At 62.8% G+C, this 24,193-nt stretch carries 23 protein-coding genes and 3 tRNA genes; 9 read left to right on the top strand and 17 right to left on the bottom strand.

The window, feature by feature from the left end:
* Positions 1-161: 161 nt before the first annotated feature.
* Positions 162-773, bottom strand: a complete 612-nt coding sequence (locus tag WD006_RS04090) for a DUF4136 domain-containing protein (protein ID WP_029308267.1) — start codon at positions 771-773, stop codon at positions 162-164.
* A 246-nt stretch (positions 774-1,019) separates the two neighbouring features.
* Here WD006_RS04090 and pepN point away from each other — a divergent pair, with 246 nt between their 5' ends.
* From pepN to WD006_RS04075, 3 genes are all read left to right on the top strand, one after another.
* A complete protein-coding gene (pepN, locus tag WD006_RS04085) occupies positions 1,020-3,713 on the top strand; it encodes an aminopeptidase N (RefSeq protein WP_029308268.1) in 2,694 nt (897 codons plus the stop codon).
* Between the two features lie 66 nt (positions 3,714-3,779).
* The gene (locus WD006_RS04080) at positions 3,780-4,796 is read left to right on the top strand and encodes a class 1 fructose-bisphosphatase (RefSeq protein WP_008649749.1); all 1,017 of its coding nucleotides are present in this window, start codon (positions 3,780-3,782) and stop codon (positions 4,794-4,796) included.
* A 350-nt stretch (positions 4,797-5,146) separates the two neighbouring features.
* Positions 5,147-5,222, top strand: a tRNA-Thr gene (locus WD006_RS04075).
* A gap of 184 nt (positions 5,223-5,406) precedes the next feature.
* On the opposite strand, the gene WD006_RS04070 is transcribed toward WD006_RS04075, so the two are convergent.
* The 3 genes from WD006_RS04070 to WD006_RS04060 all read right to left on the bottom strand — a co-directional run bounded on the left by WD006_RS04070 (position 5,407) and on the right by WD006_RS04060 (position 7,909).
* On the bottom strand, positions 5,407-5,595 hold the full coding sequence (locus WD006_RS04070) for a hypothetical protein (protein ID WP_158664381.1): 189 nt from the start codon (positions 5,593-5,595) through the stop codon (positions 5,407-5,409).
* 36 nt (positions 5,596-5,631) lie between these two features.
* Positions 5,632-6,045 carry a response regulator transcription factor gene (locus tag WD006_RS04065; RefSeq protein ID WP_011515700.1) on the bottom strand — a complete coding sequence of 138 codons (414 nt, stop codon included), beginning with the start codon at positions 6,043-6,045 and terminating at the stop codon, positions 5,632-5,634.
* A 238-nt stretch (positions 6,046-6,283) separates the two neighbouring features.
* The gene (locus tag WD006_RS04060) at positions 6,284-7,909 is read right to left on the bottom strand and encodes a DUF342 domain-containing protein (protein WP_375198997.1); all 1,626 of its coding nucleotides are present in this window, start codon (positions 7,907-7,909) and stop codon (positions 6,284-6,286) included.
* A gap of 216 nt (positions 7,910-8,125) precedes the next feature.
* On the opposite strand from WD006_RS04060, the gene WD006_RS04055 reads away from it, so the two are divergent.
* Complete coding sequence (locus WD006_RS04055) at positions 8,126-8,956, top strand: class I SAM-dependent methyltransferase (RefSeq protein ID WP_029308270.1); 831 nt, start codon at positions 8,126-8,128, stop codon at positions 8,954-8,956.
* A gap of 48 nt (positions 8,957-9,004) precedes the next feature.
* Here the strand turns inward: WD006_RS04055 and WD006_RS04050 are convergent, their stop codons facing one another.
* Genes WD006_RS04050 through WD006_RS04040 form a run of 3 tightly spaced genes read right to left on the bottom strand, consistent with a single transcriptional unit; the run spans position 9,005 to position 11,617 of the window.
* Positions 9,005-9,598, bottom strand: a complete 594-nt coding sequence (locus WD006_RS04050; RefSeq protein WP_011515697.1) for a DUF1415 domain-containing protein — start codon at positions 9,596-9,598, stop codon at positions 9,005-9,007.
* Positions 9,595-11,214, bottom strand: coding sequence for an NAD(P)/FAD-dependent oxidoreductase (locus WD006_RS04045; RefSeq protein WP_029308271.1), 1,620 nt, complete (start codon positions 11,212-11,214; stop codon positions 9,595-9,597). Before WD006_RS04045 ends, WD006_RS04050 begins: the two co-directional genes overlap by 4 nt.
* A complete protein-coding gene (locus WD006_RS04040; RefSeq protein WP_029308272.1) occupies positions 11,198-11,617 on the bottom strand; it encodes a hypothetical protein in 420 nt (139 codons plus the stop codon). The genes WD006_RS04045 and WD006_RS04040 overlap by 17 nt, the downstream gene beginning before the upstream one ends.
* 178 nt (positions 11,618-11,795) lie before the next feature.
* Between WD006_RS04040 and WD006_RS04035 the strand changes: the two genes are divergently transcribed.
* The gene (locus WD006_RS04035) at positions 11,796-13,283 is read left to right on the top strand and encodes a PLP-dependent aminotransferase family protein (protein ID WP_227874071.1); all 1,488 of its coding nucleotides are present in this window, start codon (positions 11,796-11,798) and stop codon (positions 13,281-13,283) included.
* A gap of 114 nt (positions 13,284-13,397) precedes the next feature.
* Entirely contained in the window at positions 13,398-14,876 is a 1,479-nt protein-coding gene (locus tag WD006_RS04030; protein WP_017513105.1) for a sensor domain-containing diguanylate cyclase, read from the top strand.
* 59 nt (positions 14,877-14,935) lie between these two features.
* Here the strand turns inward: WD006_RS04030 and lpxO are convergent, their stop codons facing one another.
* From lpxO to WD006_RS04015, 3 genes are all read right to left on the bottom strand, one after another.
* Positions 14,936-15,838 (bottom strand): lipid A hydroxylase LpxO, encoded by a 903-nt coding sequence (gene lpxO, locus WD006_RS04025; RefSeq protein ID WP_011515693.1) that lies wholly within the window; start codon positions 15,836-15,838, stop codon positions 14,936-14,938.
* 118 nt (positions 15,839-15,956) lie between these two features.
* The gene (locus tag WD006_RS04020; RefSeq protein WP_008649737.1) at positions 15,957-16,268 is read right to left on the bottom strand and encodes a hypothetical protein; all 312 of its coding nucleotides are present in this window, start codon (positions 16,266-16,268) and stop codon (positions 15,957-15,959) included.
* A gap of 26 nt (positions 16,269-16,294) precedes the next feature.
* Positions 16,295-17,707, bottom strand: coding sequence for a DUF2252 domain-containing protein (locus WD006_RS04015; protein ID WP_029308274.1), 1,413 nt, complete (start codon positions 17,705-17,707; stop codon positions 16,295-16,297).
* 244 nt (positions 17,708-17,951) lie between these two features.
* On the opposite strand from WD006_RS04015, the gene WD006_RS04010 reads away from it, so the two are divergent.
* Both WD006_RS04010 and WD006_RS04005 read left to right on the top strand, forming a co-directional pair.
* Positions 17,952-18,242: a hypothetical protein gene (locus tag WD006_RS04010; protein WP_011515690.1), complete on the top strand. Its 291-nt coding sequence runs from the start codon at positions 17,952-17,954 to the stop codon at positions 18,240-18,242.
* A gap of 50 nt (positions 18,243-18,292) precedes the next feature.
* The gene (locus WD006_RS04005; protein ID WP_011515689.1) at positions 18,293-18,553 is read left to right on the top strand and encodes a hypothetical protein; all 261 of its coding nucleotides are present in this window, start codon (positions 18,293-18,295) and stop codon (positions 18,551-18,553) included.
* 178 nt (positions 18,554-18,731) lie between these two features.
* Here WD006_RS04005 and WD006_RS04000 read toward each other — a convergent pair.
* From WD006_RS04000 to WD006_RS03985, 4 genes are all read right to left on the bottom strand, one after another.
* Positions 18,732-18,808, bottom strand: a tRNA-Met gene (locus WD006_RS04000).
* 107 nt (positions 18,809-18,915) lie between these two features.
* The gene (locus WD006_RS03995) at positions 18,916-19,155 is read right to left on the bottom strand and encodes a hypothetical protein (protein ID WP_011515688.1); all 240 of its coding nucleotides are present in this window, start codon (positions 19,153-19,155) and stop codon (positions 18,916-18,918) included.
* 163 nt (positions 19,156-19,318) lie between these two features.
* Positions 19,319-19,585, bottom strand: coding sequence for a hypothetical protein (locus WD006_RS03990; protein ID WP_029308275.1), 267 nt, complete (start codon positions 19,583-19,585; stop codon positions 19,319-19,321).
* Positions 19,586-19,782: 197 nt separating this feature from the next.
* Positions 19,783-19,859, bottom strand: a tRNA-Arg gene (locus WD006_RS03985).
* A gap of 124 nt (positions 19,860-19,983) precedes the next feature.
* Here WD006_RS03985 and greB point away from each other — a divergent pair.
* Positions 19,984-20,544, top strand: a complete 561-nt coding sequence (gene greB / locus WD006_RS03980) for a transcription elongation factor GreB (protein WP_008649726.1) — start codon at positions 19,984-19,986, stop codon at positions 20,542-20,544.
* Here greB and WD006_RS03975 read toward each other — a convergent pair.
* The 3 genes from WD006_RS03975 to gmk all read right to left on the bottom strand — a co-directional run bounded on the left by WD006_RS03975 (position 20,541) and on the right by gmk (position 24,189).
* Positions 20,541-22,961 carry a RelA/SpoT family protein gene (locus WD006_RS03975; protein ID WP_029308276.1) on the bottom strand — a complete coding sequence of 807 codons (2,421 nt, stop codon included), beginning with the start codon at positions 22,959-22,961 and terminating at the stop codon, positions 20,541-20,543. The genes greB and WD006_RS03975 overlap by 4 nt on opposite strands.
* 289 nt (positions 22,962-23,250) lie before the next feature.
* Positions 23,251-23,454: a DNA-directed RNA polymerase subunit omega gene (rpoZ, locus tag WD006_RS03970; RefSeq protein ID WP_006578656.1), complete on the bottom strand. Its 204-nt coding sequence runs from the start codon at positions 23,452-23,454 to the stop codon at positions 23,251-23,253.
* Positions 23,455-23,538: 84 nt separating this feature from the next.
* Positions 23,539-24,189 carry a guanylate kinase gene (gene gmk, locus WD006_RS03965; RefSeq protein WP_011515683.1) on the bottom strand — a complete coding sequence of 217 codons (651 nt, stop codon included), beginning with the start codon at positions 24,187-24,189 and terminating at the stop codon, positions 23,539-23,541.
* Positions 24,190-24,193 lie beyond the last annotated feature (4 nt).

The following is a 24,193-nucleotide window of genomic DNA, read 5'->3' as shown; positions in this document are numbered from 1 at the left end:
AAAAAATCGAGGAGCCATTCTAGCCCAGCCGCCACGCGGCGGCAGGGCTTTGGCACGCCCGATTGGAAGATTTTGCCGCCACCGGACGCAAAACTCCTTTTACCGTACGGTAGCCAATACCTTTCGCCCCCGCCGGCGAAAGGATATTGCGCGGCGCCGTGCTACTTCTTGTCCTTGTCGACCTCCAGCGTCACGCGACGCGGCCGCCCGCTCTCGGCCGGGAAGTCCGCAAACGCGCTGCGGATCATGTAGGGCATCACCGCCGCCGGATTACCACTCTCGGTCGTATTGGTGGCAGTGACCTGGTAGACGCGCTTGCCGCTGGCTGCATCCTTGAAATAGACGCGCACGTTCGAATAGGTCACGGGCACGTCGCGTATCACGGTCTGGGGCGGCCAGTAGCCGGGGCCCCATCCCCAGGGGCCATAGGGTCGATACCCGCCATAAGGGCCCCAGTACGGCCCCCAAGGTCCGTACCAGGGGTCGGGGTAGACGGTCTCCGCCACCTGGGCAATCCCGGGCGCGGCGTCGTAGTCCATCGTCACCAGATAGCGTGCCTGGCCCGCCGGGCGCTGCTCGAAGCCAAGTCCGGACAAGGTGTCTGCCAGCCACTGCTCGAAGGTCTGGCGCTCAAGTTGCTCTTCCTGCTGCGACGTGTGTTCGAACGCGTAGGTACGCGGCGCATCGTTCTGCCATCCGGCCTGCCGGAACGCGGTGACCTCGGTGGTCACCGTGGTGGCGCATCCCGCCAGCCAGAGCGAGCCCAGCGCCATCAGCGCCCAAAAGGCGCCTCGTCTTCCCCACTTCGTCACTGCTTTCCCTGATGCACGCATTCCCTGATACCTCGTTCTTCCTGATTTGGTTGCATTTCCTCAGACAGGAACAGCCCTTTTGAATTCCCACGCCGCATCTGGCATCCCGCATTGCCCGAACCCCTTGGCTACAATGAGGGCTTCGAGGGCCGTCGCAATCTTCAGCACGCCGCCCGCCCCCCGGTCACTCCGAAGACAGGATTCCCCATGCTGCGCACCGATACGCCCGTCACCGTCTATCGCAAGGACTATACTCCGCCCGCTTTCGCCATCGACCACGTGGATCTCGTGCTCGACCTCGATCCGCAGCGTACCGTCGTCACCAGCACGCTGAAGATCCAGCGCACCGGCACGGCCGACGCGCCGCTGGTTCTGGCCGGCGAGGAGCTGGAACTGGTTGGCGTGCGCCTCGATGGCCAGCCGTTCTCCGGCGTCAGGCAGGACGGCGACTCGCTGACCCTGACTGGCCTGCCGGGAGCTGGCACGCTGGAAATCACCACGGCCTGCAATCCCGCCGCCAATACCACGCTGTCCGGCCTGTACGTCTCCAACGGCAACTTCTTCACCCAGTGCGAAGCCGAGGGCTTTCGCCGCATCACGTATTTCCTGGATCGCCCGGATGTGATGACGACCTACCGCGTTACGCTGCGCGCCGATCGCGCCGCTAGCCCGGTACTGCTTTCGAACGGCAACCTGCTCTCGCAACGCGATCTGCCGGATGGCAAACACGAAGCCGTCTGGGAAGACCCGTTCCGCAAGCCGTCATACCTGTTCGCGCTCGTGGCCGGCAAGCTCGAGCGCATCGAGCAAACCATCGTTTCGGCATCGGGCAAGCAAAAGCTGCTGCAAGTCTGGGTCGAGCCGCAGGACCTGGACAAGACGCGTCACGCGATGGACTCGCTGGTTCACGCGATCCGCTGGGACGAGCAGCGCTTCGGCCTGGAACTTGACCTCGACCGTTTCATGATCGTCGCCGTGGGCGACTTCAACATGGGGGCGATGGAAAACAAGGGCCTGAACATCTTCAACACCAAGTATGTGCTGGCCAACGCCCAGACCGCGACGGATGTCGACTTCGCCAATATCGAATCGGTGGTGGCCCACGAGTACTTCCATAACTGGACCGGCAACCGCGTGACCTGCCGCGACTGGTTCCAGTTGTCGCTCAAGGAAGGCCTGACCGTGTTCCGCGACCAGGAATTCTCGGCCGACATGATGGGCTCGGAATCGGGCCGCGCGGTCAAGCGCATCGAGGATGTGCGCGTGCTGCGCCAGGTGCAGTTCCCCGAGGATGCGGGTCCGATGGCCCACCCGGTGCGCCCGGACAGCTACGAGGAAATCAACAACTTCTACACGGTCACGGTCTACGAGAAAGGCGCCGAAGTCGTGCGGATGTACCAGACTCTGCTTGGCCGTGACGGCTTCCGCAAGGGGATGGACCTGTACTTCCAGCGTCATGACGGCCAGGCGGTGACATGCGACGACTTCCGCGCGGCGATGGCTGACGCGAACGGCCGCGACCTGAAGCAGTTCGGCCTCTGGTACAGCCAGGCTGGCACGCCCGTGGTCACGGTCAAGACCGCGTGGGACGGCGCCTCCGGCACGCTGACGCTGACGTTGTCGCAGCGCTGCCCGAAGGTCGGCATCGAAACGCGCGCTGGCATGCCGGACAAGCAACCGTTCCACATCCCGTTCGCGCTCGGCCTGATCGACGCGGAAGGCAATGACCTGCCGCTGCAACGCGAAGGGGAACCCAAGGCAGGCGCGAGCACGCGCGTGCTCGATTTCACGCAGGCCGAGCAGACCTTCCGCTTCATCAACCTGCCTCGCGGTGGCAAGGCGCCATTGCCCTCGCTGCTGCGTAATTTCTCGGCACCAGTCGTTGTCGATTACGAATACAGCGATGCGGAACTGACATTTCTTCTCTCGCACGACACCGACGCATTCAACCGCTGGGAAGCCGGCCAACGCCTGGCCACGCGCGCGCTACTGCATCTGGTGGCCGACGTCCAGGCCAATCGTGAACTGAAGCTCGACCCGGCGCTGGTGTCGGCGTTCCGCAGCGTGCTCACCGATGGCGCGCTGAATCCCGCCTTCCGCGAACAGGCACTGATGCTCCCCGCGGAGGCCTATCTGGCCGAACGCATGGGCGTGGCCGACCCGACGGCGATTCACCGCGCACGTCTGTTCCTGCGCGAAGGCCTGGCGCGCACGCTCAAGGCCGAATGGCTGGCCGCATACGAGGCCAACGCGACACCGGGCGAATACAGCCCCGATGCCGACTCGATGGCCCGTCGCGCGCTGCGCAATCTCGCGCTCGGCTATCTGGCCGACAGCGGAGACGCCGACATGCAGGCACTTGCGGACCGCCACTACCAGCAGAGCGACAACATGACAGACCGCTTCGCCGCGCTGTCTGCGCTGGTCAACAGCTTCGCACCGGGCCGCGAACACGCGCTGGCCGATTTCTACGAGCGCTTCGAGGACGACGCGCTGGTCATCGACAAGTGGTTCTCGCTGCAGGGAATGCAGCGCGGCGAAGTTGGCCCGCACGCGGGCAAGCGCACCATTGATACCGTGCGCGCGCTGATGCAGCATCCGGCCTTCAATCTGCGCAACCCGAATCGCGCCCGTTCGCTGATCTTCAGCTTCTGCTCGGGCAACCCAGCGCAGTTCCACGCCGAGGACGGCTCGGGCTACGCATTCTGGGCCGACCAGGTACTGGCGCTGGATGCGATCAACCCGCAGGTGGCCGCGCGCCTGGCACGCGTCATGGACCGCTGGCAGAAGTACGAGATGCCGCTGCGCGAACGGATGCGCGCGGCGCTGGAACGCGTGGCCGCCTCGTCGACGCTGTCGCGCGATGTGCGCGAGATCGTCAGCAAGGCCCTGTCGGCCTGACCCGGAAAGTGGCATGTCCGCAGCGGCACACATGTAGAATTGCGGCCATCCAAGGAGAACCCCACCATGACACGCATCAGCCTCACCCGCTATCTGGTCGAGGAGCAGCGCAAGCACAACACGATCGAGCCGGAACTCCGGCTGCTGATCGAAGTGGTCGCGCGCGCCTGCAAGGCCATTTCCAACGCCGTCAGCAAGGGCGCCCTCGCGGGTGTGCTCGGCTCGGCCGGCACCGGCAACGTTCAGGGCGAAACGCAGCAGAAGCTCGATGTGATCGCCAATGAGGTGCTGCTCGACGCCAATGAATGGGGTGGCCATCTGGCTGCCATGGCGTCCGAGGAAATGGACTCGTTCTACGAGATCCCGAACCGCTACCCGAAGGGCGAATACCTGCTGCTGTTCGATCCGCTCGACGGCTCGTCGAACATCGACGTGAACGTGTCGATCGGCACGATCTTCTCGGTCCTGCACATGCACAAGCCCGGTCAGACCGTAACCGAGCATGACTTCATGCAGCCGGGCACCCAGCAGGTGGCAGCCGGCTATGCCGTGTATGGCCCGCAGACCACGCTGGTGCTGACCGTCGGCAATGGCGTGCACATGTTCACGCTGGACCGCGAGGCAGGCAGCTTCGTGCTAACCCAGTCCGATGTGATGATCCCGGAAGACACCAAGGAATTCGCGATCAACATGTCCAACATGCGCCACTGGGCTCCGCCCGTGCGCCGCTACATCGACGAGTGCCTGGCCGGCGACGAAGGTCCGCGCGGCAAGAACTTCAACATGCGCTGGATCGCCTCGATGGTGGCCGACGTGCACCGCATCCTGACACGCGGCGGCGTCTTCATGTATCCGTGGGACAAGCGCGAGCCCGAGAAACCGGGCAAGCTGCGCCTGATGTATGAAGCCAATCCGATGGCGTTCCTGGTCGAGCAGGCGGGCGGCGCGGCTACCAATGGCCAGCAGCGCATTCTGGACGTGGAGCCGACCAAGCTCCACCAGCGCGTATCGGTCATCCTCGGTTCGAAGAATGAAGTCGAGCGCGTCACGCGGTATCACCAGGAAGACGCCGCCAAGGCGTAACGGGTAGATCCGGTTTCGACAAGCACAGGGCGCCTCGGCGCCCTGTCTGCTTTGCTGAAGCCAACAGCCGCACGGCAATCCGTAAAAAAGCGGCAGGCTTTGCCCGTTTTTTCACCCGCGACGAGAGCGCCACTCGTGCGATGATTGCCATCGGTCGCCCACGGCCGCGGCTGGCAACACCCACCGAACAGGGACTGCCACGGCGGAACGTTGAAAAAAGTCGCACCGGGGGCTTCACAAAATAAAAAGTCGCTGATATTATTGCGGGCTCTATCCGATTCGATCGATTCGCAAGCAACAGCGCAAATCGAGACCAAGCGGTAGAACAGGTTTCGCAAGTTTAAGGTTTCGCCGGTGTAGCTCAGTTGGTAGAGCAGCGCATTCGTAATGCGAAGGTCGTAGGTTCGACTCCTATCTCCGGCACCACTTGAAAGTAGAAAGGGCAACCCTCACGGGTTGCCCTTTTTGCTTTGCAGTCGACAGATAACTTGGGCACGACGACGCCCATATAGTCCCTAGCTGCCACATCGCCCCCCCCTCTATTTGTCCCCCGATCTGCGCTGAACTACCCCAGCCTGACTGGAACGACCTACGTGCAATAGCAGTCGCGTCATCCCCAGATGATCGCCGAGCGGTAGGCCGCCTCCCCCATCGCCGCCCCGGCAATGTCGGCGGCGAAATGGAGCATCTCCCGCGCATCGACACTCATGCCTGAAAAACAACGCCGAGCTGGGCCGAAGGCAACAGGCCTCGCGCACGACGAGCAGCACTGCATCGTCACCGCCATCGAAATCTGCATAGATACGCGAGACCTCACAGTCCGCAAGCCTGCCGACTATCGATGCGATCCGAACATGGAGTCATCCATCAGAGCATTGACCGCGACATCGGGGTCTCCGAGCATACGCATGAGCACCGCTTCCATCCGTTCGATCGAGGCCGACTTCGGCAGATGCTCCTGCACACCACACGCTCGCAGCGACGACGGCACATGCATCCATATGTTGTCCGACAGCAGCAGGATGCGCGCATTAGGCAGTGCCTGGTGCAGGCGCCGCAGCAGATACCAGTTGTCGAAGGCGTCCACTGTCATGCCGTAGATGACCAGCACGTCTTCCAGACTATGCGCGAACAGCAGGATCCCCTCAGGATCAATACTCTCCACCGGGCCGATGCCTGGCATACGTTCAAGCAGGCGTTGCATACCCAGCCTGGTCAGTGGATGGCTCTCAATCACGATCGCGCCCATGGTGTGCTCCTGTGCTCCGCTGTTTGTCTGCGGAGACACATGGCGCAAACGTCGTGCCAGCGGTGGTGCGCACCGGACGACAGTACGGCGTGGCGGCAATGCGTTACCGGAGGCGGGATGGCGGGCGATCACGCCAGAGCGGCCAAGGTCGGCGACGTTACGACTCGCGTAACGTGTCACGTTCCCCGTAACGCGCTGCGTCCGTTTGGAAACAAGAACGGGAGGTGCGCCATCCGCGTCAGTTCACGGCGATGCGGTCGTCCACCACGCGTATCTGGCCGCCCGGCTTGTCTTCCATGACTTTGAGCACCTTGTGGCCGACCTGCAGCGTCACGCCGCCGTGGATATGCCGGCCCACCGCGATCTCCGCCTGCTCGGACGGCTTCATCTGCTCGGCCAGGTGGGCGATCTCCGCGTCGAGTTCGAACAGGTCGCGATTGATCCTGTACATCGTGGCACGCGCCTTCTCGCGAATGTCCCCCGTGGCGCGTTCGGGGTGCTTGGCAAAGAACGCCACAAGTTGCTGGAGTTTGCACTGCTCCTCGACGATCTTGCCGCGCCGGACTTCCAGCTCCGCCTTCTGCTCGTCGGCAAGCGGGTTGAGTCCGACCTGCACCGTCGTGGCGGTACCCGCCGGCGCGCCCAGGGTCCCAGTGCTGACACTCTGCATCGCCCGCGTACGCCCGCCGCTGATGCTGCCTGGCGCGGTCGGCGCGCCAACCACCCCCCGTTCGCCCGCGGAGACGTCGCTCTGCCGAATCCCGCTCTCCACGATTACCTCGGCCACCGCCTCGACGATCGCATTCTGGATGAAGCGCGCATGAACGGAGCCCTTGCTGCGCACGCTGGCAATCTCACTCGGGGCGCCACCGCTCGCGGTTTCTGCCTTGCCGATGATGCCGCCCTTGACGATCACATCGCCGCCGGCCTGCACGCTGGCGGCTTCGATCGTCCCCTGCACAACCACATCACCGGTGACACGTACCGACATGCCGGTGCGGATATCGCCCGACACGCGGAGCGAGCCATCGAAATTGACGTTGCCGGAATGCAGGTCGACGGCATCGACGTCGACCACCGGACTGACGATCACACCATGTGGCAACACCCGGGGCGAGCCTGCGATCACGGCGATCAACAGCAGTGGATCATTCGGATCGGTTGCCACGCCGGTCAGATCGGACGCGTAGGGCGTATCCACCACAGGGTCGGCCGGAATCGGCTTGCCAAGCACATCCATGCCGTCCTTGCCCGATCTGGCCGGCGTGCGGCGCATCAGCGCGGTACCCGGGTTGACGAGCAGGAGACTACCGAGATCGCGCAGGTCGACACGCTCGTCCTCGTTCTCCGCCAGGACAGGCCTGCGGGGCTGGACGAGGCTCTCGAAGCGTGCTGTCTCGCCCTGCAGGGGCGCCACGCCGCGCGCAATCTCGCGCCCCTCGCAGCTACCGGCCTCCAGCGCAACGCCGATCGCCGCGCTGTCGAGCAAGGCCACCACCCCCATCGAAGCCGCGGCGGCGGCAATCTCTTCGGCCGTGATTGGCCGGCCGCCTTCCGGGCTCACCAGCGTCAGCAACAGCCGCAGCTTGTCGGCCGTGATTTCGAGTTCGAATTCGCCATCCAGAACGCTGCCGATCACTGCGTCAATCTCGCGATCGGTCAGTTGGCATTGCGTCAGGAAGCCCCTCACGGCAGCGGCGTCCAGCCGCGCGCCCTGCCAGCCGTGCTCCGCCAGGCAAGCTTCCAGGGAAGCGTCCAGACTGGCGCGATCGGGCGGCAAGTGGCCCGCGTCCGGTGTAAAGCAAGCCCTGACCTGGCTCCCAGGCTGGCTGAGTTCCAGGCGCAACCCCGCGTCGGCTGTCATGTGTCCCCGCCTCTATGCTGCATGTCGCAACAGCCGGCCTGGGCCCATCGCCCGGGGACTTTCCGCAAAGACCCACCGAATCCGTCGCCAACTGTGCTTGTCGTCGATCCATGTTCAACGGCGCCGGCGGTGTGAACTTGAGCCCACAAAAGTAGGGGGTGCGCAATTTCGGTAAACTAGCGCCCTCCGATGTCCCCGCCCCAAGGCACCACCCCGATGTCCAGCACCTACGAAGTCCGTCCCGGCCAGTCAATCGAACTGCTCAAGGAACTCCACATCCTGACGCGTGACGGCAAGATGAATCAGGACAGCCGCCGCAAGCTCAAGCAGGTCTATCACCTGTACCAGTTCATCGAGCCACTGCTGCGCGAGGTAAAGGACGAAAAAGGCACGGTCTCGTTGGTGGACCACGGCGCGGGCAAGTCGTATCTCGGGTTCATCCTCTTCGATCTCTTTTTCAAGGACCTGAAGGACAGCTCACACATCTACGGCATCGAGACCCGCGAAGAACTGGTGACCAGCTCGAAGGCGCTGGCCAGCCGCCTGGGCTTCGGTGGGATGTCGTTCCTGAACCTCTCCGTGGCCGATTCGATCACGTCGCCCGCATTGCCGCAGACCATCGACGTCGTGACGGCCCTGCACGCGTGCAATACGGCCACTGACGATGCGATCCACTTCGCGCTGGCCAAGCAGGCGCGGCACATCGTGCTGGTGCCCTGCTGCCAGGCCGAGGTCGCGAGCGTGCTGCGCAAGCACAAAGGCAAGTTGCTGGCCGGCAATCCGCTGACGGAAATCTGGCGCCACCCACTGCACACGCGAGAGTTCGGCAGCCAGGTCACCAACGTGCTGCGCTGCCTGCAGCTTGAAGCGCACGGCTACCAGGTCAGCGTGACGGAGCTGGTGGGCTGGGAACACTCGATGAAGAACGAACTGATCATCGCCCAGTACAAGGATTTGCCGCGCCGCCGTCCCGCGGAGCGCTTGCACAATGTGCTGGAATCGCTCGGCCTGGAAGAACTGAACGAGCGATTCTTCACCACGCCCTGATCCGGACCACGGCCGGAGGACGCATCGGAGACCGCGCCCGAGATCAAGTCAGAGATCGCTTTTGCCAGCCATCCATTCGAGCCAGCCTGCATGGCCGAGCCGGCGCATCGTTTCCATATTGCGCTCGTAGATGTCCTCCGCCTCCGGGAACGCTTCGGCAGCACGCGCGATGCTGTCTTCACGGAGCAGATGCAGGATCGGATATGGCGCGCGATTCGTGAAGTTCTCGATGTCGTCGGGCTCGGTGCCTTCGAACTGGTAGTGCGGATGGAAACTCGCAATCTGCAACGTACCCTCGAGCTTCAGGCTACGCAGCAGGCGATCGGCGAAATACAGGAAGTCGTTGTAGGCCAGGAAGTCGCCCAGCGCGTGCGGCATGATCAGCAGAATCGTGTCGATCTGTTCCGGATCGGACGTTTCCAGCAGGCGTAGCTCGCGCTCGAGATCGTCCAGCACGTCCTCGTCGCGCGTCGCGTCGCTGATCACGTAGCGGACCTGATCCTTGACGTACACGCTCTTGGCAAACGGGCAGAGGTTCAGGCCGATCACCGCGCGCGCCAACCAGTGGCGCACGTTCTCGATGATGCCATCGTTATCGGCAGGATTCGCCGGCCTGGCCTGATCGGTCGTGTTCACGCTCATGCGTTCGCGATGCTCAAAGCCACGGCCTCGGCGACTTCGATGCCGTCGATCGCCGCCGAGTAGATTCCCCCGGCATAACCGGCACCTTCGCCGGCGGGATAGAGCCCCTTCACGTTGATGCTCTGATAGTTCTCCCGATCACGGCGAATCCGCAGCGGAGAAGACGTGCGCGTCTCCACGCCGGTCAGCACCGCATCGTGCATCGCAAACCCTGCGATCTTCTTGTCGATCTCGGGCAGCGCCTCGCGGATCGCGTCGATGACATAGTCTGGCAGCGCCGTGCTCAGGTCGGTCGGGGTCACACCCGGTTTGTACGACGGCTCCACCGAGCCGAGCGCCGTCGAGGCACGCCCGGCGATGAAGTCGCCAACCAGTTGCCCCGGCGCGCGATAGTCGCTGCCGCCCAGCGCGAACGCGCGCTCTTCCCACTTGCGCTGGAATGCGATCCCGGCCAGCGGGCCACCCGGGAAGTCCTCGTCGGGCGTGATCCCTACGACGATACCGGCATTGGCATTGCGCTCGGCGCGATAGTACTGGCTCATCCCGTTGGTCACGAGCCGGCCCGGCTCGGACGCGGCGGCCACCACGGTGCCGCCCGGGCACATGCAGAAGCTGTACACCGCGCGGCCATTGCTGGCGTGGTGAACCACCTTGTAGTCGGCAGCGCCCAGCAGCTTGTTACCGGCGAACTTGCCGAAGCGGCTGCGGTTGATCAAGCCTTGCGGATGCTCGATGCGGAAGCCCAGCGAGAACGGCTTGGCCTCCATGAAGACGCCACGCTCATGCAGCATCTCGAACGTGTCGCGCGCGCTGTGGCCCACAGCCAGGATGACGTGGTCACAAGGCAGATAGTCGCCAGTGGACAGTTTCAGCCCGCGCACCTGGCCGTTCTCAATATCGACATCGTCCACGCGCGTCTCGAAGCGGATCTCCGCGCCCAGCGACAGCATCTCCGCGCGCATCTTCTCGACCATGCTCACCAGCCGGAACGTGCCGATGTGCGGCCGCGCCTTGTACAGGATGTCCTCGGGCGCGCCGGCGCGCACGAACTCGTTGAGCACCTTGCGGCCGTAGTGCTTCGGATCCTTGATCTGGCTGTAGAGCTTGCCGTCGGAGAACGTGCCCGCGCCGCCTTCGCCGAACTGCACGTTCGACTCGGGGTTCAGCACGCTCTTGCGCCAGAGTCCGAACGTGTCCTTGGTTCGCTCGCGTACTTCCTTGCCGCGCTCGAGAATGATCGGGCGGAAGCCCATCTGCGCCAGGATCAGGCCGGCAAGCAGGCCGCATGGGCCCAGGCCAATCACCACCGGTCGCGACTTCGGCCCGCCCTCGGGTGCGCGGGCAACGAAGTGGTAGGCCATGTCCGGCGTCACGCTCCAGTTCGGTTTGCGAGCCATCCGCTTCAGGGCGGCGGCCTCGTCCTTTACCTCGATATCGATGATGTAGGTCAGCTTGATATCGTCGCGCTTACGCGCGTCATGCGCGCGGCGAAAGACGGTAAAACCGATGAGCCCGTCGCCCTTGACGCCGATCTGCGGGAGATGGCTGCGCACGGCGGCATCCAGGTCGCTTTCGGTATGGTCGAGCGGGAGTTTGACTTCACTGAGACGTAGCATGGGGTACCGATGGTTCTGTGGCCTTGATGTCTGGTGGCCGGGAGTTACCCAGCAGGAAGCCAGAACGGCCGAAGCGGGATTTTATCAGCCGCCACCATCCTGGGCGCGGCGCCGGCACCATGATTCGACAGTGCGCGGGCCCCTTCGCGGCCAGGCAGGTCCAACCTGTGACTTGGATCACTAGCACGCCCCCGGAATGCAGCGTGTACGCGGCCTGGCTGATATCGCTGGCCAGCCAGCACGGCGCGGTGGTCACGACAATGCACCCGCCCTCGACGTGCACGATCGTGCCGGCTGGCAGGTGCTCGAAAAAGCACTGGCCGGCAGCCAGCCGGATGGTGCGGGAAACGGGTCCGGGAAATTCGGTCGGTTCGGTCGGTTCGGCGGGCTTGATGAATGACATGGCGTGGCTCCTGGGTCGCAAAATCATGCAAACAAGGCTACCGAGCCGCCAGCCTTGCCAACAGGCACAAGCCATCGCAAGCGCAACCAGAACAGATGTCAAACTTGCGCCCTGTTACGATACAGAGACACCGCATCTGTATCTGTTCCACTTCGCCCCATCGCGCGAAGATGCCCCCATGACCGCCAACCTCGCCGCCAACCTCGCCGCCAGCCCTGCCCCCGCCGCATCGCCTCAATCCTCCGCCCCGCTCTACCAGCAGGTGGCTGGCCATTATCGGCAGGCGATTTCGGTGGGCACGCTGGCGCCGGGTGACCGGATGCCGTCCGTGCGTTCGCTGATGGGGCTGCACGACGTGAGCCTGTCCACGGCGCTCCAGGCCTGCCGCGAGCTTGAGGCGGCCGGCCTGCTCGAAGCGCGGCCGCGCTCGGGCTATTTCGTGCGTGCTCCTGCGCGGCCCTCGCTGGCCCCAATCGAAGAACCGGCCACCGGATTGCCGGATCCCGCGCAGTACGTCGGCATCCACCAGCGCATCTCCGCAATCCTGGCGCGCGGCCAGCATTACCGGATCAACTTCGGCGGTGCCTGCGGGGCGCCGGAGCTGTATCCGGCGGCCGCGTTGCGCAATGCCGCCACGCGGGCACTGCGGCGATACCCAATGCTCTTTGGCAGTTCGGTCGACTTCGACGGCCACCCCGCGTTTCGCGCGGCATTGGCCAGGCACGCGTTGCGCGCGCGGATCAACGTCGCGCCCGAGGACATTGTGGTCACACACGGCTGCACCGAAGCCCTGACGCTGGCCCTGCGGGCCGTGGCGAACCCGGGCGATGTCATCGCCGTGGAATCACCGACGTACTACGGCCTGCTGCAGATTCTCGAAAGCCTGGGAATGCGCGCGCTCGAGATTCCTTGCAGCCCGCAGACCGGCATGTCGCTCGAAGCGCTGGATCTGGCCGCCCAGACCTACGACAACATCAAGGCCGTCTGCGTGGTGCCGAACCTGCAGAATCCGCTCGGCTGCGTCATGCCGGACACACACAAACAGCGCCTGGTGAACTGGTGCGCCACACGCGGTCTCACGCTGATCGAAGACGACTGCTGCTCGGCCACCTTCGACGACGAAGTGCCGCTGACGGCCGCCAAGGCATGGGACACCACGGGCTCCGTGATCTACTGCGGGTCGCTCCATAAGATCCTGGCGCCCGGAATGCGGCTCGGCTGGATCACGGCGGGCAAGTGGCAGGCGCGCGTGGAGATGCTCAAGTTCGGCCTGTCGCGCCCGAACGAGATGCTGACGCAGATCGCCGTGGCCGAGTTCATGGGCACGGGGGCATTCGAGCGTCACCTGCGTCGCCTGCGCACCCAGTTGCGAACCCAGCGCGAATGGATGGCCCAGAGAATCGCGACCACCTTCCCGTCAGGCACCCGCCTGACGCTGCCGCGCGGTGGGCTGCATCTCTGGGTGGAAATGCCCCAGTCGATCTCGTCGGAAGCGGTCTTCGAACAGGCGCTGGCCGAGGGCATCCGGGTGATGCCGGGCGCCATGTTCTCGAACTCGAATCGCTTCAATCACTACCTGCGGCTGAACTGCGGCATTCCTCGATCTCCGGAAATCGAGCGCGCGCTCGATACCGTGGCGGGTGTGGTTCGGCGCATAGCCACCTGAACGTGGCGCCGATGCCGACGCCGGCATCGTTCTTGCGAGATTTCTTCCCCGATTCGGGCACGCTCGCCTATCCTATTGCGCGATACGCCGAACACAAAAAATGGGGAGAAAAAATTGGCGCAAGGACCCGCCGCTTCGCGGCTCGACGATGACTATCGAACGCTGTTCCAGCTAGCGCCCGTTTCGCTGTGGCTGGAGGATTTCAGCGCGGTGCGGCAGGCCTTCACGCAGTTGCGGGCCGATGGCGTCACCAATCTGCGCCGCCACCTGCGCGACAACCCCTCGGAAGTGGCACGGTGCTCTTCTCTGATTCGCGTGCTCGACGTCAACCGCCGGACGCTGGACCTCTTCCGCGCCGCCGATCTGGATACGCTGGTTGCCAACCTCCACACCGTGTTTCGCGACGACATGTTCGATCAACACGTCGAGGAACTCGGACAACTGTGGGACGGCGACAATCGTTTCTCGAGCCAGACCGTCAACTACACGCTCGACGGCGAACGGCTCGACATCCGTCTGGAGGCCCGCGTCATGCCTGGGCACGAGGACGACTGGTCGCGTGTGCTGCTGTCGATCGAGGACATCACGGCCCGCGTGCGCAATGAACGTGACCTGCGCCGGGCCCAGCAGTACGCCGTGGGCCTGTTCGAGCATTCGCCAGTATCGCTCTGGGTAGAAGATTTCAGCGTGGTCAAGATGCTGCTCGACGAAGTCCGCGCGGCAGGGATCACGGATTTCCGCACGTTCCTGAACGTGCACCCCGATTTCGTCTCGCGCTGCATGCAGGAGATCCGCGTGCTCGACGTCAACCAGCAGACGCTGGCGATGTTCGGCGCACCCAGCAAGGAAATCCTGCTTTCGCGACTCGGCGACGTGTTTCGCGACGACATGCGCATCCACTTTGCCGAGCAACTGGTCGACCTCTGGCATGAAAAGCTGTGGCAGCAACGCGAAGTCATCAACTACGCGCTGGACGGCCGCCCGGTGGACGTGTTCATGCAGTGGTCGGTATTTCCGGGGCGAGAGGCTGACTGGGACCAGGTGCTGGTGTCGCTGACCGACATCACGGCACGCAAGAAGGCCGAAGCCTACGTCGAGTTCCTCGGCAAGCACGATGTGCTGACCAAACTCTACAACCGCGCGTACTACGAGGATGAACTGGCGCGGCTGGGCCGCAAGGGGCCGTGGCCGGTCAGCGTGATCGCGGTGGACCTGAATGGACTGAAGGCCGTGAACGATCAGTTCGGCCACGGGGACGGCGATGGCCTGCTACGCCGCACTGGCGAAGTGCTGAAGAAAGCCGTGGGCGAACAGGCATGCATTGCGCGCACCGGTGGCGACGAGTTCATGGTGCTGCTTCCCGGACGCGACGAACGGGGTGCAGCGACGGTGGTGGAGCAGATCGAAGAGGTGGTCGTCCTCAACAACCAGTTCTATCCCGGGGCGCGGCTTTCATTCTCGATCGGGTCGGCCACCTGCATGCAGGGAGACCGCCTGACCGATGCCGTGAAAACTGCGGACAGACGGATGTACGACGCCAAGCGCGCCTACTACGAGGCGCTGGGCAACGAACGCGCGACGCAGAACGACTGAGTACGAAAAAAGCCGGCTAAGCCGGCTTTTTCATTTTCGTTTGCGGCGACGCACGTCACTCAGATAAACACGATCAACGCCACGCCACCGATGATCAGGCCAAACTTGGTCACGTAGTACAGGTTCTTGTTCCAGGCCTTGAAGCGGCGACGGTACTGACCGCCGAGCCAGACAAAGCGGAACAGCTTGTTGATCATGCCGGTCTGGTCGTTTTCGTCATTCGGCGAACTGGCGGCGGTCATCACCTTGCGCCCCAACCAATGATTGACCGCGGCAGCCCAGCGGTAGCGCATCGGCCGCTCGATATCGCAGAACAGGATCAGGCGATCGGTCTCGCTCTTGTTCTCGGCCCAGTGCAGGTACGTTTCGTCGAACACCACACCCTGCCCGTCACGCCAGCTATGCCGCTCGCCATCTACCTCGATGAAGCAGCGATCGTCATTCGGCGTGGCCAGGCCCAGGTGATAACGCAGCGATCCAGCGAACGGATCACGGTGCGGATTGAGCTTGCCGCCGGGCGGCAGTTCGGCAAACATCGCGGCCTTGACCGATGGCATATCGCGCAGCAGTGCGACCGTGTTGGGGCAAAGCACTTCCGCCGACGGGTGCTGCGCTTCGTACCACTTCAGGTAGAAGCGCTTCCAGCCGTACTTGAAGAACGAATTGAATCCGGCGTCATCGTTCTTGTCGGCGGCCTTGATCTTTCGCATCGCGATCAGCGCCAGGCCTTCGTCACGAATCTGCGGCCAGGCCGAACGGATCTTCTCCAGATCGGGAAACCGCTCGACCGGAATGTACGGCGTGCGCGGCACTCCGGAGAAGATGTACATGAAGCAGTTAAAAGGCGCGACAAGCGCTGAATGATCCAGCAACTGGCGCATAAAAGGCAGACGTACCTTGCCGCGGAAGTGCACATACAGGATGGCACCCAGATAGGCCGCGACGATAATCCACTTGATCACCCGAAATCCTCCAGGACAGACGCCGCCCGAGTGCCGGGCGGGAAACGCGCTATTTTAGCGAATCGGCGATCCCGGCGCACTCGTGTGATTCAGGCGGCATTTTGTCTGCGCACGGCACTCAGGACTTGCCTCGCGACTGGCGGGAGATCCTGTCGATCAGCACTCGCGCGTCATCCGACTTGCCCTGCAGGGTAAGCAGCCTGGCATTGAGCACGATGTTCTCGAGCACGAGCTTGGCGGTGGACGCCCAAAGCGTGGCCAGCAGCGCCTCATGCGACATGCCGGAAGTCTCGAGTTCGGTGGAACGCTCGGCGATCAGTTTGCAGGCCATCGCCCGCAGGGCTTCATCGTCGAACGGCAGGTTTGCGTAGTCGATGGGATCGGCCTTCTCCACCTCCACCATCAGTTGCAGCAGCATCTGTTCGGTCATCGGCAACCTCCTCTGGCAAGCGATCGTCACACGCGGAAATCTGCAGCCATATCAACATCCGTACGTGCTTCAAGGCGCCCGGAGCGACAGGCCTTCACGAACAGATCGTAATCCCGTTCCACCTGATCGGCGTAAGCGTTCGAATAGGCGATCAGGGACTCGGCCATGCGGTCGCTGGCACCGAGATACCCGCTGATCTCGGCGGCGTGTCCGCTGGCCTTGGCATGGGCGCGCGCCAGCACCCAGCCGCACACCTGGCCGTAGGTCGCCAGCAGATCGGCGTCCATGAGTTCGATATCGACCGAGAACTTCATGTCGCGCAACTGGCGGATGTAGAAATGGCGCCCGAACGGCCCCTTCGACCAACCGAGAAACAGGTCACTGGCCGCCTGCATCAGACGCTGCCCGTCCACGACGCGGCGGCCTTCGTGCGACACAGCCGCCGACTTGAAGTAGCGCGCGACCACCGACTTGGTAGCCTCCTTGACCTGCAGGAACAACGGCTTGCCGTGGCCATCGATCAGCAACAGGATCAGGCAGCGCGTGCCGACGCTGCCAACGCCGACCACCTTGAAAGCCATGTCCTGCAGCGTGAAATGATCGAGCAGCCGGCGACGGTCGGCCGCAAGCGTCGACTTGTAGTCGCTGAAGGATTGGTCGATCAGCTTGGACGGATCGTCGATACTGAGCCAGTCATCGTCGGTCTCGAACAGCGTTTGCGCGCCATGGACATGGAACACCGCAGGCGGCGCATCGAGAATGCGCCAGCGGTCCCCATCGTGTTCGGTAAGCTTTGGCAACAGCGATTCATGGGTTCGCGCCGCGGCCCTCTCCATCGCGCGCCGGATGCGCTTCTGCACTTCCGGGTTGACTGCGGATTCGAGCAGGCGCTCGAAGGTAATGCGGTCGTACCAGGTATCGAGAATGGCCATCTCCGCATACTCGGCCATACGGTCACGGTAGCTGTTGGCGACCTGGTAGACCATGTTGTCGGCGGCAGTGGCGCCGTGGCGAAGATGGCGTGCGGCAACGACAAAACTTGCGGCCAGGCGCTTCAGGTCCCACTCCCATGGTCCCGGGCTGGTTTCGTCAAAGTCATTGACGTCGAACAGTAACGCGCGCTCGGGCGTGGCGAAGCCGCCAAAATTCATCAGGTGGCAGTCGCCGCAGATCTGCATCGTGAGCGATGAGTTCGGCGTTCCGGCCAGATCGTGTGCCTGGATGATTGCGCTACCGCGATAGAACGTGAATGGCGAAGCGATCATTCGCCCGTAACGCAGCGGGATGAGGCGAGAGACGCGACCGGCGCTACTCTCTTCCAGCAGCGAAATCGGATCGCGGTCGACGTTGCCAATCACTGCGTGATCACGTCGCTGCACTTTCTGCCGCAGGGCCTTGCCGCGCGCGCGGCGTTCTTCGACTTCTGCCACGTTTTCCACACATCCTCCATGTCTGAGCGTTACGACATTTCTGATTTGTGCAGCATATGCAACCACGCTAAGCGAACGCCGACAGCTTGTCAATTTGGCGCCGCACTCCGGGTACAGCCTGCGTGAAAGTGCCCTGGCGTCACATTCCCTTGACCACCCGCAGAAAATCAGACGGGGCCCTACAAATCTGTCACAACTATCCGTGTAAGCTGTGGTCTGAGTTTCGCATTGCCAACGAGAACATCAGAATTTCATGACCAAAAGTTTTCTTGCTGCCATGCGTCAATACGTGTGGTTCAAAGGGGTCAAGCATCATGTGGTCCAAGGCGTCGAAGCGCTGTCGGACCTGCTTAAGTCCCCCTCCGCTGCGGCCCGCGCGGTTGCTGCGATCGTTGCCGAAACCGAACAAGGTGTGCAGGTATGGGTCTCCTACTTCGGCAAGCCCATGGACCCGCACACCAACTATGTACTGTGGCCGAACCGTGCGCTGAGACCCGTGCGCCGACGCGCCACGATACCGGAGCATCTGCTGCGCGACCGGTAACACGTTGACCGGCGCCCAGACGTTTCTCAATCGCTCGACAAGGAGTGGCCATGCCTGAACCGAAGCATGACGAAGCGCTGGTCAACAACTACCTCGAGCGCATCTCGGCGCTGTCCGTCAGTGCGTTCGATGGAGCGGATGTTGGCCAGGAACTCACGCAGCTCATGCGCGAGGCAAAGCGACATTGCTCCGGCGGCAACCTTGACGTGCTGACGTCGCGATTGAGAGATCGCATCGACGCCGCTGATCGCGAGGATCAACCTCAAGTACGCGATACCTTCGCCATGGCTGTTTCGCTGATTCAGGGCTAGGCCACCAGCTCTCCTCCGACACACAGGCACGACACAAGCTTCTACGCAGCACATGCGAACACGGCGCATGAAAAAGTGCCGCGCTTACGCGCACTCAACTTCAATTCGTATAACTGGGAAACGTTGGCCGGACGGCCGATGAACAACTTGAGGACTTAGACCCAAGACATAAAGGTCTTGGTTGCGGGGGCAGGATTTGAACCTGCGACCTTCGGGTTATGAGCCCGACGAGCTGCCAGACTGCTCCACCCCGCGTCTGAAGAAAGAGATTATGACGCAGTTGCGCGAGCATCGCAAGCCTTTCTTGCACCAATTTTAAGAATGGCCGCGCGAACTGCACCAGCATCACCTCCCAGATGCACCTATGCGGCGCGGCTCGCACGCGATGCGGCCTCGAATTCATCGATCGTGGCACCGACATAGCGATTCACGTTATCCAGCGCTTCCAGCCTGGTATCGAACGGCTGGCGCGGGAACGGGTTGTGCAATGCCATCAGCACTTCGCCATCCTCACGGCGAATGATCTCGATCATGATGGCCCACTTGCCCTTCGGCAAGGCAACGACCTCGTAGATGATCTTGAACCCATCGTACTCGGGCATGGTGAACTCCCTTCTCTGCTGCTGACGCGCACGTACTGGCGCGCCTCACATTCAGGCTAGGAGTCATCCCCGGAAGCAAAAATGATCGCGATCAAACGATGCCGGATTCGGCTTGATATGCGCCATTGCGTGTATCGCAATGGCTGACCCGCTGCTGCCGGACTCAGCGCACCGGCCCAATCAACTTGTCGATCAGGGCATATGCCGCGCTGAATGCGGCAACCTCCGCCGCATGGCGCGTGACGAAGGATGGAGCACTTGACAGGAGTTCGGTATCGCCGGCATCTGAGGGATCCATCCCTTCCTGACCTACGCGTGCCTCATAGCCCCAGCAGCGCTTGCCTGCAGCACCGGCGCCTTCCGTCACCAGCACATACGCATCCATGCCGCGATAACCCTCCACTCGCCACTCTTCTGCTTGCTGCTGCATATGCCGCCTCCCTCGAAGGTCCTGACGATATGAAACTGGAACCGGTCCGCCGCGACGCATTCCGATTCGAAGATCCACCACTGGAGAAAGGATAGGCGCGAGAGCCTGGGAAATACTGGAGGAGAAGATGAAGATTGCGTCGAATGCGCAAATGAGAAAAGGGCCTCCATTTCTGGAAGCCCTTTTCTCGTATAGGTTGGCGCGGCTGGCAGGATTCGAACCCACGACCCCTTGGTTCGTAGCCAAGTACTCTATCCAACTGAGCTACAGCCGCAACCGAGAAAAGAGATTATATAGAAGTTTTCAGTTTTGTGAACCCCCTTCGTGCATTTTTTTCATGTGAAGGGTTCGGCAGTCGCAACTTCCTATAATGAGAGCCCGATGAAGTGATCCGGACCATGAACAAGGCTTTTGTCAAAGAGTCGTCGAACGATGACGACGAAGATCTTCCCGAAGGCGCCACGCCACTGCCCGCCGGCACCAAGAACTACATCACCGCCGCGGGCTACAAGCGCTTGCGCGACGAATTGATGCACCTGATCGACGTAGAGCGTCCGGACATCGTGCAGATCGTGTCGTGGGCTGCCTCGAACGGCGACCGCTCCGAGAATGGCGACTATCTTTACGGCAAGAAGCGCCTGCGCGAAATCGACCGCCGCATTCGCTTCCTCACCCGTCGCCTGGACAAGGCCGAAGTCGTCGATCCTTCGATGCAGGGCGACAACGATCAGATCTTCTTCGGGGCCACGGTCACCTATGCCAATCAGTCAGGCGAGGAAACGACGATCACGATCGTAGGCATGGACGAGGTCGATCTCGACAGCAATCACGTAAGCTGGATTTCGCCGATCGCCAAGGCACTGATCAAGGCGCGCGAGGGCGACACGGTGCCGCTTCGCACACCGGCCGGCATCGAACAGATCGATATTCTGGAAGTCCGCTACCCGCAGAAGTCTTAGCCGTCGTTGCGGTCGCGGAAGATTCGGATCACATCAGGGTTGCGGCGCAGCGCCCGCATGACGTTGGCCAGGTGCAGGCGGTTCTGTACCTGGATCACGAACTGCATGTAGGTAGCCTCCTGATGGCCGCCCTGCTGCGGTTCCATCGCCACGTGCGCGACGTTGGCATCCGCGGAGGTCAGGTCCGCAGCGACGCGGGCCACGATACCCTTGACGTTGCGGACCATGATCTTGATCGAAACGTCGAACGCGCGCGTCGTCTTCTTGGCCCACATCACCTCGATCCAGTGCTCCGGGTCCTTGCTGTGCAGCCGCTTGGCCACCTTGCAATCCTGCACGTGGATCTGCAGCCCTTCGCCCTTGCCGAGGTAGCCGACGATCGAATCGCCGGGGATCGGACGGCAGCAAGCCGAGAAGATCATCGACATGCCTTCGTCGCCGGTAATCGGCACGGCCGGCGCATCTTCCCCCGCGAACGTCTGGACGGCCGCCAGCAACGCGCTATCGACATCTCCCGACAGTTCCTGCAGCAGGATTTCCATCCGGCGCGCGACCACTGCGGGCACACGGCGTCCCAGCGCGAGGTCGGCGAAGATGTCTTCCTTGAGCTTGTTGCCTGTCCACTGGATCATGCGATCCCAGACCGACTGTGGCACCGCCTTGAGCTCGATGCCGAGCTGGCGCGTTGATTGTTCCAGCAGGCGCTCGCCGAGCTGGATCGCCTCGTCGAGCTTGGTGGTCTTCAGGTAGTGGCGAATCGCCGCGCGCGCCTTGCCCGTGCGCACGAACGCCAGCCATGACGGATTCGGCTTCGAGTACGGCGCCGTCACGACCTCGACGATGTCGCCACTCTTGAGCTCCGTGCGCAACGGCAGAAGCTCGTTGTTGATCTTGACCGCCACACACTGGTTGCCCAGGTCGCTGTGGACCGCGTAGGCAAAATCGAGTGCCGTCGCGCCGCGGGGCAGCGCCCGAATATGCCCCTTCGGCGTGAACACGTACACGGCGTCCGGGAACAGATCGATCTTGACGTGTTCGAGGAATTCCTGCGAATCGCCGGTCTGGCTCTGGATATCGAGCAGCGACTGCAGCCACTGGTGCGCCTGCTGCTGGATATCGTTGGCATGGTCTGCCTGGTGCTTGTACATCCAGTGCGCAGCCACGCCGGCCTCGGCGATCTGATGCATCCCACGGGTGCGGATCTGGAACTCCACCGGCGTGCCGAACGGGCCAACCAAAGTCGTGTGCAGCGACTGGTAGCCGTTGATCTTCGGAATGGCGATGTAATCCTTGAACTTGCCCGGCATCGGCTTGTAAAGGCCGTGCAGCGCGCCCATCGCCATGTAGCAGTGCATCTGCGTTTCCACAACCACGCGGAAACCATAGACATCGAGTACCTGCGAGAACGACAACTGCTTGTCGTGCATCTTGCGGTAGATGCTGTAGAGCGTCTTCTCGCGGCCCGATAATTCCGCCACGATGCCGGCCCCGGCCAGCGCGGACTGGGCGGCTTCCAGAATCCGCTTGACCACTTCGCGCCGGTTGCCGCGCGCGGCCTTCACGGCTTTCTCGAGCGTGGCGTAGCGGAATGGCGAGCCGACCTTGAACGACAGTTCCTGCAGCTCGCGATAAATCGTATTGAGACCCAACCGATGCGCGATCGGCGCGTAGATCTCCATGGTCTCCAGCGCGATCCGTCGCCGCTTCTCGGGCGGCACGAAATCGAGCGTGCGCATGTTGTGCGTGCGATCGGCCAGCTTGACCAGAATCACCCGCACGTCACGCGCCATCGCCAGCAGCATCTTGCGGAAGCTCTCCGCCTGTGCCTGCTCCCGGCTCTGGAATTCGAGCTTGTCCAGCTTGGTCAGACCATCTACGAGTTCGGAGACCTTCGGACCGAATTTCTCGGCCAGTTCGCTCTTCGTGATGCCCTGGTCCTCCATCACGTCGTGCAGCAGCGCCGCCATGATGGATTGCACATCGAGCTTCCAGTCGGCACAAAGCTCGGCCACCGCCACCGGGTGCGTGATGTACGGTTCCCCACTTTGCCGGTACTGGCCCAGGTGGGCCTCGTCGGAAAACTGGAATGCCTCGCGCACCAGGGCCTGATCGGCAGGCTTCAGGTAAGCGAGCTTCTCCATCAGCCGCGTGATCGAGATGACCTGTTGGCGCGGCGGCACCGCCGGCTGCGAGGTCGGCCCGAAAAAGTGCCGATAAGACTGCGCCAGCACGGCGTCGATGAACAGATCGCCACCGGGAGCCGCGGGCACCGTGCCAGCCACGGGCTCGGCATTGAGCTCGTTGGTCAACGCGGTGCGTGACTTGCCCTGCTGGATCGGCGGTACGACGGCACGCTCGCCGACGACGTTGTCGCCGAGCGGATCGGGAAGATTGGGAGCACCGGTACGGGCAGTCACAGTGGATTGTCCTGGACGCTTACGTCCGGTCGGTCCGGCTTGCGATGGTGTGGACGCCAGTGCGGAGGAAGCCGGCAGCGGCGCTCCGGAACCCACTGTCGTGGCGGAGGCGGACTGCCCGCTGGTCGCCGGCCGGCCATGCGGAGCCCGCGACGCCGGTTCGGCGGGCGGAGCAACGGCAGGATCGGGCGGCGGGAAAGTCATGGGGACGGCCCCTGTCATTCAGCGGAACGCGCGGCTGAAAGCGCATATATGCGAAGCGACGATGAACCACAGGCCGTCCCGGCAATCAGGTCGGTACCTTCTTCAGCATCTCGATGCCAACCTGGCCCGATGCAATCTCGCGGAGCGCCACCACGGTGGGCTTGTCCTTTGCCTCGACCTTGGGCGTGTGGCCCTGCACGAGCTGACGTGCACGGTACGTCGCGGCGAGAGCGAGCTCGAAGCGGTTCGGGATGTGTTTCAGACAATCTTCGACGGTAATACGCGCCATATCAAATCCACCTTGGGATGAAACCTGTTCGACAGGCCGGTATTTTACAGCACGCGGCCGGAACCTTCCGGCCGCGCGCCTGCTTTAGTGAATTCCGAGCTCGATGAACAACTCGGCGTGCCGTGCTTTCTGCGACGAAAAGCGCAAACGGGTCGCGTGAACGACGTTCTGCAGCTGCTTCAACGCGTCATCGAATACCTCGTTGATGATCACGTAATCGGACTCCGATGCATGCGACATCTCGCTACCCGCAGCAAGCAAGCGGCGGACGATCACATTGGGCTCGTCCTGGCCCCGCTTCTTGAGGCGCTCTTCCAGCGCCGTCAGCGACGGCGGCAGGATGAAGATCTCGACGGCGTTCGAAAACCGCTTGTGCACCTGCTGCGCACCCTGCCAGTCGATCTCCAGCAGCACGTCGGTACCCTGGGCCATCTGCTCCTCGATCCAGACGCGGGACGTGGCGTAGTAATTGCCGTGCACTTCCGCCCACTCCAGGAATTCGCCCCGATCGCGCGCGGCGCGGAACTCGTCCACGGAGATGAAGTGGTACTCGCGGCCGTTCTGCTCACCGGGACGCGGACTGCGCGTGGTGTGCGAGATCGACAGGCGGATTGCCTTGTCCTGCGCCAGCAGCGCGTTGACCAGCGTGGATTTGCCGGCCCCGGACGGGGCCACCACCATGAACAGGTTGCCCGGATAGGCGGTATCGATGGCGGTGTGGGTCGTTTCGCTCATGATC

Source organism: Cupriavidus sp. Met-2 (genome assembly GCF_049843575.1).
Lineage (GTDB): Bacteria > Pseudomonadota > Gammaproteobacteria > Burkholderiales > Burkholderiaceae > Cupriavidus > Cupriavidus metallidurans.
Note: the sequence above shows the minus strand (reverse complement) of the source record. Positions and strands in the feature narration are given on the sequence as shown.